The sequence below is a fragment of the Streptomyces sp. NPDC004752 genome (assembly GCF_053601275.1).
The window spans coordinates 21,465-30,513 of sequence record NZ_JBSGBN010000118.1 but is presented as its reverse complement, the minus strand read 5'-3'; the positions used below and the strand labels follow the sequence as shown (position 1 = coordinate 30,513).

Genomic DNA, 9,049 nt, shown 5'->3' with positions numbered 1-9,049 from the left:
GCCGACGGGTACCGGGTGCGCGCGACCCCGCAGCCGGAGGCGGTCGCGGTGTACGCGCCGGACGCCGCGGCGCTGCGGGCGTACGCGGCCACGCTGGAAGCGGCGGGCTGGCAGGCCGGCGAGTACACGCGGCCGCGCACGCGGGAGCGCTATGTGCTGGCGTCCCCGCGCCGGGTGTGAATAGCCAGGTGTGAATAAAGGGGGGCGTGTCAGGATCGGAGGGATCAATGCGCCGTACATGAAACACATGAGACTTGAGAGAGGCCGACCGTGCGCGAGCCATTTTCCGTCCGGGTGACCGTCCGCGGATACGAGACGGATGTCCAGGGACACCTCAACCAGGCGGTGTACATCAACTACGCGGAGCACGCCCGCTGGTCGCTGCTCCAGACGGCCGGGATCAGCCAGGCCGGGCTCGTCGGGCAGGGCGTGGGCCCGGTCTCGCTGGAGACCAGAATCCGCTATCTGCGCGAGCTGCGCGCCGGTGACGAGGTCGACGTGACCTGTGCGTTCGAGTGGGGCGGGGGCAGGACGTTCCAGATCCCGCAGACCATACGCAAGGCCGACGGCACCGTGGCCGCCCAGATCACCGGGGTCGGCGGGATCCTCGACCTGAAGCTGCGGAAACTGGTCGCCGATCCACGGGAGGCCCTGAAGGAACTGGCGACGGATCTCGGCCCGCTCGGACTGTAGCGAACCCGCGCGGCCTACGCGTCGAGCAGCTCCGGCCGGTGCTCGGCGTCGTAGGCCGCCCGCGCCTCGGCGATGTGGCCGCGATGGCGCTCGGCCCAGTCCGTCAGCCGCAGCAGCGTCTCGTGCAACTCGTGGGCCACCGGCGTCAGTCGGTACTCCACCTTCGGCGGCACCGTCGGATGCACGGTCCGTGTGACCAGGCCGTCACGCTCCAGATTGCGCAGGGTGAGCGTGAGCATGCGGCGGCTGATGCCCTCGATCGAGCGCTCCAGTTCGGTGAACCGGATGGGCCCCGGCGCCGCCGCGACAAGGATCTGCACGCTCCATTTCCCGGCGACCCTGTCAAGAACTTCGCGGACCGGGCAGGCGTGCGCGTTCACGACCTGCGCCGTAACACCGGTGTTCCCCTGGGACATCGAACTGCCTCCTTCTTCCGCCCTCCATGGTCACCCACGATAAACCCCGTTACAAGTCGTGCACCAAGAGCACGATCGGTATCCACGGGTGCCCGTCGCTCCCCGTGGGTGTTCCTCTGGAGAATGCGGAGGCCATCAGGCCATGTCGACCACGAGCGAGTCACCGGCACGGGTGACCCCGTCCCGAACGTACTCCCGCTGGGCTTCCCTCGTCGTGCTCTGCGCGGGCACGCTCATGACCATCCTGGACGGCACCATCGTCACGGTGGCGATGCCCGCCATCCAGAGCGACCTGGGCTTCAGCGGGCCCGGACTCGCCTGGGTCGTCAACGCCTATCTCATCCCCTTCGGCGGGCTGCTCCTGCTGGCCGGCCGGCTCGGCGATCTCGTCGGCCGCAAGCGGATGTTCACGGCGGGGCTCGCCGTGTTCACCGCGGCATCCGTGCTGGCCGGGGTCGCCACCGGCCAGGGCCTGCTCATCGCCGCCCGGGCGGTGCAGGGCGTGGGCGGCGCGATGGCGTCCGCCGTGGTGCTCGGCATGCTGGTCTCGCTCTTCCCCGAGCCGCCCGAACAGGCCCGCGCCATCGCGGTGTTCAGCGCCGTCGGGGCCGCGGGCGGGGCGCTCGGCACCTTCCTCGGCGGGGCGCTCACCCAGGCCCTGGGCTGGCACTGGATCTTCCTGATCAACCTGCCGATCGGCATCGCCGCATGGCTGGCGGCCGTCCGGATCCTCGCCCGCGAGCCCGGCTCCGGGCTCGGGCGGGGCGCCGACTATCCGGGGGCCGCGCTGGTGACCGGCGCGCTGATGCTGACGGTGTACGCCATCGTCGGCGCCGGAGACCGCGGTCTCACCGGCACGCTGCCGCTCGCCGCGCTCGCCCTCGTCCTGTTCGGCACGTTCGTGCTGCGGCAGGCGCGGGCCGCACGTCCGCTGCTGCGGCTGCGGCTGTTCCGCTCCCGGATGCTCACCGGGGCGAACGCCGTCCAGGTGCTGATGATCGCGACGATGTACGGCTTCCAGTTCATCGGCGTGCTGTATCTGCAACGCGTGCTGGGCTTCGGCGAGTTGGCGACCGGCTTCGCCTTCCTGCCGGCGCCGGTCGCGATCGGGCTGCTGATGCTGGGCCTGTCGGCCCGCACCATCGGCCGGTTCGGGGCGTACCGGGTGCTGCTGGGCGGTCTTGTGCTGATCACCGCGGGCATGGCCCTGCTGAGCCGGGCGCCCGTCGACGGCGGTTACGCCACCGATGTGCTGCCGCCGCTGCTCCTGCTGGCCGCCGGTTTCGCGGCGGCGATGCCCGCGCTGACCGGCCTCGCCATGTCGGGCGCCGATCCGAAGGACGCGGGCCTGGCCTCGGGAGTGTTCAACACCACGCAGATGGTGGGCGGTTCACTGGGCCTGGCCGCACTGAGCACACTGGCGGCGGACCGTACCGGCGAGCTGCTCGACCGGGGCACGGAGCTGCTCCCGGCCACGGCGGAGGGCTATCGGCTGGCGTTCCGGGTGGCGACCGGGATCGCGGTTTCGGCCCTGGCGCTGGCCGGGACGGTACTGCGGCCTCGGCACCGCTGAGGGCCGCCGTGCAGAGGGAGGTACAGCGGGACGTACAGCGGCGGGGCCCGACCGCGCCGGCCGGGCCCCGGCCGCCGAGGCGACCGGCTCCCCCGTCGGTCGGTTCGGTTCAGGCAGCGCCGAAGGCATCCTTGTGGTCCTCGGCCCACTCCCGGAAGGTCCGGGCCGGCCGACTCAGCACCTCGGGCACGTCCTCGGTGACCGTCGCGTTGTGGCCGTCGCGCAGATAGGCGATGCCGGTCAGCACGCCCTGCACGCGAGTGCCGTCGATGCCCCACGCGGTGCGGAGGAAGTCGAGGGTCTCGTCCGGCGACAGATCGCGGACGGTGACCGGACGGCCGAGGACCGCGGCGAGGACGGTGGTCTGGTCCGGGACGCTGATCGCCGCCGGTCCGGTCAGGGTGTACGTCCGCCCGTCGTGCGCGTCGTCGAGCAGAGCCCGTACGGCCACCTCGGCGATGTCGCGCGGGTCGATCACGCCGGACGCCCCGTCGCCGGTCATGTTCGGTACCGGCTCGCCCCGCCGGACCGTCTCCGCCCAGCTCAGCGTGTTCGACGCGAACGACGACGGCCGCAGGATCGTCCAGTGCGCCCCGCTCTCCCGCACCGCCCGCTCGCCCTGCCCGTGCCAGGCGACGGAGGGACCGGCCGCGGTGTCGTCGGTGCCGATGGCGGAGAGCTTCACCAGCCGCCGTACCCCCGCCGCCCGGGCCGCCGCGACCAGCGCCGTGTCGTGGGCGGCACCGGGGCCGGGCGAGCACACCAGATATGCGGCCGTCGCCCCGGTCATCGCTGCCGCGAGGGAGTCCGGATCGGCGTAGTCCCCGCGGACCGTCTCCACCCCGGCGGGCAGCTGGGCCCGTCCCGGGTCGCGGGTCAGGGCCCGCACCTTCTCGCCGCGCGCCGTGAGCTGTCGTACGACTTCACTGCCGGTGGTGCCTGTGGCACCCGTCACCAGAATCATGCGGTCCACGATGGGCCTCGTGGGGCGCCGGACTCTTGGAAATTCCGGCACGGTTCGCCCGCCCGGAAGCGGGGGCGGCGCGCGTACCGTGGAGTGATGCCGAACGCCGTCGCCGAGCAGATCCTGACCGTGCCCGAGGTGCTGCGCCCCTGGATCTCCGGGGTGCGCACGCTGTCCGTGTCGCACGCCGAGCGGACCGAGGACCCCTTTGTGCGGCTGCCCGTCGCGGTCACCAAGGTGGTGCTGCGGGTGGGGGCGGGCGGACGGCGCGACGTGCTCGCCGTCGGGCCGCGGGTGCGGGCCTCCTACCACGAGGGCAAGACCCACCTCCAGTGCGTCGAGCTGCGCCTCGCCCCGGGCCTGACGCGCCCGCTGCTGGGGGTCTCGGCGGCCGAACTGGTCGGCCGGGCCGTGCCGTTGGAGGCGCTGTCGGGTGCGATGCCGCACCGGCTCGCGGCGGTGCTGCGCCGACTGGACCCGCGCGACGCACTGCCGCAGCTGGCCGGGACCCTGCCCGAAGCGCTGTCGAAGGCCGCGGACCCCGCCCGTACGACGCTGCTGCGCGCGGGGGTCGACGCGCTGTCGGTCCGCGCGGACCGGGCGCCCGTGCGGGTGCGCGAGGTGGCCCGGGAACTCGCGGTCAGCGAGCGGCAGTTGCGCAAGCTGTTCGCCGAGGGGGTCGGGGTCTCCCCCAAGCACTACGCCCGCATCGACCGCGTCCGCACGATCGTCACCCGCGCCACGCACGCCCCCTGGTCCGAACTCGCCGCGTCCACCGGCTACTTCGACCAGTCGCATATGACGTCCGACTTCCGCGCCCTGATGGGGGTCCCGCCCCGCTCGTACTTCACGGGCAGACTGCCCGCCCTGACCCCCTGCCAGGCAGCGGCGCACGGCTGAGCGTCCTACGGCGCGTACCGGTCCCGATGCGACGGTACCCGCGCCTGGTCGCAGCCGCAGGAGAGGGCGAGCGGGCCGTGGGCGGGCAGGGCAAGGACAGTCTCCGTGGAGCCCGCCGGGGTTCACGGCTGCCGGCCGGGAGCCGTTTCTCCCGGCCGGGGTTTCATCCGGTCAGCCCTGTGTGGCGAGCCGTGCGAGGCGCTGGGCCTCGGCCCGGGTGGACCGGGCGACGGCATCCTCGTCGACGTGCAGCAGACGGCCGTTCGCCACGATCTGCCGGCCGTTCACGAAGGAGGCGGTGACCGGCGCCGCCGCCCCGAGGACCAGCGCGGTCACCGGGTCCGCGATCGACGCGTGGGCCAGTGTGTCGAGTTTCCACAGCACCAGGTCGGCCAGCTTGCCCGGCTCCAGCGAGCCGGTCTCGGCCGCGCGGCCCAGCACCTGGGCGCCGCCGTAGGTGCCGAGCCGCAGCGCCTGGCGGGCGTTCAGCGCGGCCTCGCGATGGGCGCCGAGACGGTTGATCAGCAGGGCGTTGCGCAGCTCGGTGTGGAGTTCGCCGGACTCGTTGGAGGCCGTGCCGTCGACACCGAGGCCGACCGGGACACCGGCGGCGAGCATGTCGGGGACGCGGGCGATACCGGCGGCGAGGCGGGCGTTGGAGGACGGGCAGTGGGCGACACCGGTCTTCGTGCGGGCGAAGGCCGCGATGTCGGAGTCGTTCATATGGACGCAGTGCGCCATCCACACGTCCGCGCCGAGCCAGCCCGTGGCCGCGAAGTAGTCGGTCGGGCCCATCCCGAACAGCTCGTGGCAGAACGTCTCCTCCTCGACGGTCTCCGAGCCGTGGGTGTGCAGGCGCACACCGAGCCGACGGGCCAGTTCGGCGCCCTGCTTGAGGAGTTCGGTGGAGACGGAGAAGGGCGAGCAGGGGGCGACGGCGACCTGGGTCATGGCGTCGAAGGAGGCGTCATGGTGCCGGCGGACGGTCTCCTCGGTCGCGGCGAGGGCGTCCTCCAGGGACTCGACGGCGAAGTCCGGCGGCAGCCCGCCGTCCTGCCGGCCGCGGTCCATCGAGCCGCGGGCGAGGGTGAACCGGACGCCCGTCTCGCGGGCGGCGCGGATGATCGCGCCGGACAGGTCGCCGGAGCCGCGCGGGTAGACGTAGTGGTGGTCCATGGCGGTGGTCACGCCGCCGCGGGCCATCATCGCCAGTGAGCCCTGGGCCGCCGCGTACACCATCGGCTCGTCGATGCGCGCCCAGATCGGGTACAGCGCGACCAGCCAGTCGAAGAGGTGGTGGTCCGTGGCCAGACCGCGGGTGATCCACTGGTAGAAGTGGTGGTGGGTGTTGACCAGGCCCGGGGTCACCAGGTGGCCGGCGGCGTCGATGCGGCGTACCACGTCCGTCAGACCCTCGGGGGCCTTGCCCGCGCCGACCGTCTCGATACGGTGTCCGGCGATGACGACATGACCGTCCGGGTACTCGGTGTCGTGCGCGTCGACGGTCGCGATCGCGGCGTTCTCGATGACGATGCGCCCGGATGCCATGGTTCGTCCTCTCGGTTCCGTCACAGGTTGGTGAGGTCCACCGGGATCCGCGGCTCGCACCCGTCCCGCAGCACGGTGGCCTCGATCAGGCCGTAGGGGCGGTCGGCGGCCAGGTAGACGGCTCCGTCGGCGGTGTCGTTCGTCAGCCCGAACGGCTCCAGGTCGACCAGGAAGTGGTGCTTGTTGGGGAGCGAGAAGCGGACCTCGTCGATCTCGCCGCGGTGGTCGATGATGCGGGCGCCCATCTGGTACAGCGTCTGTTGCAGGGAGCGGGAGTACGTCTCGGCGAATGCCTGGAGCAAGTGCTTCCTCGTCTCCCGGTAGGAGGTCTCCCAGTCGGGCGTCTCCTGCTCGTCGCGGCTCCAGTTGAACCGCCAGCGTCCGCAGACCTGGGTGGCAAGGATACGGTCGTACGCCTCCGGGAGCGTCGTGTACTTGTCCTTGACGTAGCCCCAGAACTCGGAGTCGGTCGAGTTCAGCACCGTCAGATCCTGCAGACCGGAGACGACCTCCCAGGCGGAGCCGTCGTAGGTGATCTGGGTCAGTCGGGTCTCCTGGCCCGCGCGGACGAATGAGTGCGCGCCCTCCCCGGAGTGCTCGATGCGCTCCCAGGCGTACTCCTCGATGCGGATGCGGGCCCGGTGGATCGGCTCCTGCGAGGTGACGAAGTGCCGGGCGAGGTGGATGCCGAACTGCTCGGCGGATGCGATGCCGTACTCCTTGGCGAACGCATACACCGTGTTCTTGGTGGTGTCGGTCGGCAACACGTGGGCGTTGGATCCCGAGTAGTGGACCTCTTCCATGTCACCGCTCAGCGACACCGACACATTGAGGTCCTTGATGTGGTGGGTCGCGCCGTCCCGCGTGACGCGTACGACCCGGTTCTCTGCCTTGCCGTACTGGTTCTGTCCAAGGATGGGCATCTGTGCTAGCTCCCTCGGTAAACGGAGTAGCCGAACGGGGTGAGCAGCAGCGGTACGTGGTAGTGCTCCCCGGGGTGCACGGCGAAGGTGACCGCCACCTCCGGGAAGAACACGTCGGCTCCGCTGTCCCGATTCGCGGGGGCGTCCTGCTGCGCATCGGCTCGCTTCTTCGCGCTGCTCGCGCTGTTAACTCTGCTCGCGTTCTTTGCGAAGTACGCCTCGACCTCGAAGTCGAGCCGTACATGGGTGGTCCCCTCCGGCGGCGCCGGGAGGTCACCGCACCGCCCGTCCGCGTCGGTCACGGAGCCGCCGAGCGCCCGCCAGTCCGCGTCGCGCCCGGCGCGGACGGCGATCCGGACGGCGACGCCCTCGGCGGGGCGGCCGATGCCGGTGTCCAGGATGTGCGTGGACACCGGGCCTTGCCGCGGGGCGGCGGTGTTCTTGCTCATGCTCGGGCGTCCTCTTCGACGAGTCGGGCCAGTCGGACACGGTTGATCTTTCCCAGTTCGGTGCGGACGATCTCCCGCTCCTGCTCGGGCGCGTTGCCGATCCGCACCTTGACCGCGTCCCGCATCTGTGCGGCGGTCTTCCCGGTGGCGCAGATGAGGAACACCTGGCCGAACCGGTCCTGGTAGGCCAGGTTGAGTTCGAGTATCTCGGCGCGCAGCTCCGCGGAGGCACCCGCCATGCCGCGCTGCTCCCGTGCGGAGGTCGCGTCGCCCGGTGTGGGCCGGCCTATCGGCGGGTGCCCTGCCATCGCCTCCGCCAGGTCCTCGGCGGTCAGAGCGGCCGTGGCGGCGTCACCGGCGGCGCAGAGGGCGTCCACGGTGGCGTAGGGCCGGTGGGCGAGCAGGTGCCCGGCCCACGCCGAGGAGGCGCACACCTCGTGCAGAGCGACCCGGGCCACGTGCTCTTCCAGGCCGTTGAACCGGGCCAGACCCGGTGGCGTGTCGGTCGACATCACGGGCGCCTCCGTGGCCGCGAGCGGCCTTCGTGCGGATCGGGCTGCCGATAGCTAACGCCCTGCACCACGCCGCGTCAACACTTTGTTGAAATCAAGGCCCGGATCAAGACCCGGACCAAGACTCCGATCAGGTCTGCTTCTCGCGGTTGAGGTAGTTGTAGACGGTGAAGCGACTGACCCCCAGGGCACCGGCGACGGTCTCCACCCCGTGCCGCACCGAGAAGGCGCCGCGCGCCTCCAGCACCCGTACGACCTCCTGCTTGGCCTTGCGGTCCAGATCGGCCAGCGGTCTGCCGTGCCGGCGCTCCATGGCGGCCAGAATGTGATCCAGGGAATCGGCGAGCTGCGGCAGGCGTACGGCCACCACGGCCACCCCCTCCCAGGAGAGCACGACATCGTCGGGACCGGCCCGGTCCGGCGGCACCAGTTGCCCGCCCATGGCGTCGACCAACGGCTTCACGGCCGCGACAAAAGGCTCGTCCCCGGTCAATGGCCGCCCTCCCCGATCACGTTGACCTGCAACGAGATCCGCGTGGCACCGGCGTCGAGCGACCTGCGCAGCAGGGCGTCCACAGTGCCGAGCACGGCGTCGGCCGCACCCTCCGCGGTGTTGCCGAACGGGCCCACGTCCACCGCGTCCAGTTCGGCCCCCTCGATGACCTCGCGGGCCGCCAGCGCATGCGCCGGAGCCTCGTCGAGATCGAAGGGTTCCGTCGTGAACTCCACTCGCAGTCGCACTGTGCCCCCATGGCATCGTTCACCCCGGTCGTTGTCGGACGACCTTAACGGACACCCGGAGCGACGGCCCCCGGCCTTGGCAGGCATCGAGTGGCTGGGCGGCGGACCGGAGGACCGGCCGGGGCCGTTGGAGCCCGAGCCATAGCCCGGCGGTACGTACGGTGCCCGGGGCGGCGCGGCAGGTGTACCGCGCCCGGCGTACCCCGGCTACGCCAAGCTCAAATCAACCTCTGAACAGCGCCGCGGGACGCTTCGGCCACCCCCGCCGACGGGCACACTCCGGGCAGACGGGCCCGTCGGCACGGGGGCGGCGGGCCCGTCCGCATGGGG

General features: G+C 71.8%; 11 protein-coding genes and 1 pseudogene. 4 read left to right on the top strand and 8 right to left on the bottom strand.

Annotated features, from left to right (window positions below; translation table 11 throughout):
- Nucleotides 1-180 (top strand): annotated as a pseudogene (locus ACWEKM_RS35520) (hypothetical protein); the annotation flags it as partial.
- Between the two features lie 90 nt (nt 181-270).
- Nucleotides 271-693 carry an acyl-CoA thioesterase gene (locus tag ACWEKM_RS35515; RefSeq protein WP_451625392.1) on the top strand — a complete coding sequence of 141 codons (423 nt, stop codon included), beginning with the start codon at nt 271-273 and terminating at the stop codon, nt 691-693.
- Between the two features lie 14 nt (nt 694-707).
- Here the strand turns inward: ACWEKM_RS35515 and ACWEKM_RS35510 are convergent, their stop codons facing one another.
- Nucleotides 708-1,109, bottom strand: coding sequence for a winged helix-turn-helix transcriptional regulator (locus ACWEKM_RS35510; protein ID WP_451625391.1), 402 nt, complete (start codon nt 1,107-1,109; stop codon nt 708-710).
- A gap of 142 nt (nt 1,110-1,251) precedes the next feature.
- On the opposite strand from ACWEKM_RS35510, the gene ACWEKM_RS35505 reads away from it, so the two are divergent.
- Nucleotides 1,252-2,682 carry an MFS transporter gene (locus ACWEKM_RS35505; RefSeq protein ID WP_451625390.1) on the top strand — a complete coding sequence of 477 codons (1,431 nt, stop codon included), beginning with the start codon at nt 1,252-1,254 and terminating at the stop codon, nt 2,680-2,682.
- Nucleotides 2,683-2,791: 109 nt separating this feature from the next.
- On the opposite strand, the gene ACWEKM_RS35500 is transcribed toward ACWEKM_RS35505, so the two are convergent.
- Nucleotides 2,792-3,646 (bottom strand): NAD(P)H-binding protein, encoded by an 855-nt coding sequence (locus ACWEKM_RS35500; RefSeq protein WP_451625389.1) that lies wholly within the window; start codon nt 3,644-3,646, stop codon nt 2,792-2,794.
- Between the two features lie 96 nt (nt 3,647-3,742).
- Between ACWEKM_RS35500 and ACWEKM_RS35495 the strand changes: the two genes are divergently transcribed.
- Nucleotides 3,743-4,546 carry a helix-turn-helix transcriptional regulator gene (locus tag ACWEKM_RS35495; protein WP_451625388.1) on the top strand — a complete coding sequence of 268 codons (804 nt, stop codon included), beginning with the start codon at nt 3,743-3,745 and terminating at the stop codon, nt 4,544-4,546.
- A 171-nt stretch (nt 4,547-4,717) separates the two neighbouring features.
- On the opposite strand, the gene ACWEKM_RS35490 is transcribed toward ACWEKM_RS35495, so the two are convergent.
- The 6 genes from ACWEKM_RS35490 to ACWEKM_RS35465 form a co-directional block, all read right to left on the bottom strand.
- On the bottom strand, nt 4,718-6,094 hold the full coding sequence (locus ACWEKM_RS35490; RefSeq protein ID WP_451625387.1) for an 8-oxoguanine deaminase: 1,377 nt from the start codon (nt 6,092-6,094) through the stop codon (nt 4,718-4,720).
- A 20-nt stretch (nt 6,095-6,114) separates the two neighbouring features.
- Nucleotides 6,115-7,017, bottom strand: coding sequence for a factor-independent urate hydroxylase (gene pucL, locus ACWEKM_RS35485; protein ID WP_451625386.1), 903 nt, complete (start codon nt 7,015-7,017; stop codon nt 6,115-6,117).
- Between the two features lie 5 nt (nt 7,018-7,022).
- Entirely contained in the window at nt 7,023-7,466 is a 444-nt protein-coding gene (locus tag ACWEKM_RS35480; protein WP_451625385.1) for a hydroxyisourate hydrolase, read from the bottom strand.
- Nucleotides 7,463-7,978, bottom strand: a complete 516-nt coding sequence (gene uraD, locus ACWEKM_RS35475) for a 2-oxo-4-hydroxy-4-carboxy-5-ureidoimidazoline decarboxylase (protein WP_451625384.1) — start codon at nt 7,976-7,978, stop codon at nt 7,463-7,465. The genes ACWEKM_RS35480 and uraD overlap by 4 nt, the downstream gene beginning before the upstream one ends.
- Nucleotides 7,979-8,108: 130 nt before the next feature.
- On the bottom strand, nt 8,109-8,420 hold the full coding sequence (locus ACWEKM_RS35470; RefSeq protein ID WP_451625394.1) for a helix-turn-helix domain-containing protein: 312 nt from the start codon (nt 8,418-8,420) through the stop codon (nt 8,109-8,111).
- Nucleotides 8,421-8,467: 47 nt separating this feature from the next.
- Nucleotides 8,468-8,719, bottom strand: a complete 252-nt coding sequence (locus ACWEKM_RS35465; protein WP_451625383.1) for a hypothetical protein — start codon at nt 8,717-8,719, stop codon at nt 8,468-8,470.
- Nucleotides 8,720-9,049 lie beyond the last annotated feature (330 nt).

Excerpts from the sequence above, each read along its gene's own strand:
- ACWEKM_RS35510 (WP_451625391.1), bottom strand. The coding sequence starts at position 1,109 with ATGTCCCAGGGGAACACCGGTGTTACGGCGCAGGTCGTGAACGCGCAC.
- ACWEKM_RS35505 (WP_451625390.1), top strand. The coding sequence starts at position 1,252 with ATGTCGACCACGAGCGAGTCACCGGCACGGGTGACCCCGTCCCGAACG.
- ACWEKM_RS35500 (WP_451625389.1), bottom strand. The coding sequence starts at position 3,646 with ATGATTCTGGTGACGGGTGCCACAGGCACCACCGGCAGTGAAGTCGTA.
- ACWEKM_RS35495 (WP_451625388.1), top strand. The coding sequence starts at position 3,743 with ATGCCGAACGCCGTCGCCGAGCAGATCCTGACCGTGCCCGAGGTGCTG.
- ACWEKM_RS35490 (WP_451625387.1), bottom strand. The coding sequence starts at position 6,094 with ATGGCATCCGGGCGCATCGTCATCGAGAACGCCGCGATCGCGACCGTC.
- pucL (WP_451625386.1), bottom strand. The coding sequence starts at position 7,017 with ATGCCCATCCTTGGACAGAACCAGTACGGCAAGGCAGAGAACCGGGTC.
- ACWEKM_RS35480 (WP_451625385.1), bottom strand. The coding sequence starts at position 7,466 with ATGAGCAAGAACACCGCCGCCCCGCGGCAAGGCCCGGTGTCCACGCAC.
- uraD (WP_451625384.1), bottom strand. The coding sequence starts at position 7,978 with ATGTCGACCGACACGCCACCGGGTCTGGCCCGGTTCAACGGCCTGGAA.
- ACWEKM_RS35470 (WP_451625394.1), bottom strand. The coding sequence starts at position 8,420 with ATGGGCGGGCAACTGGTGCCGCCGGACCGGGCCGGTCCCGACGATGTC.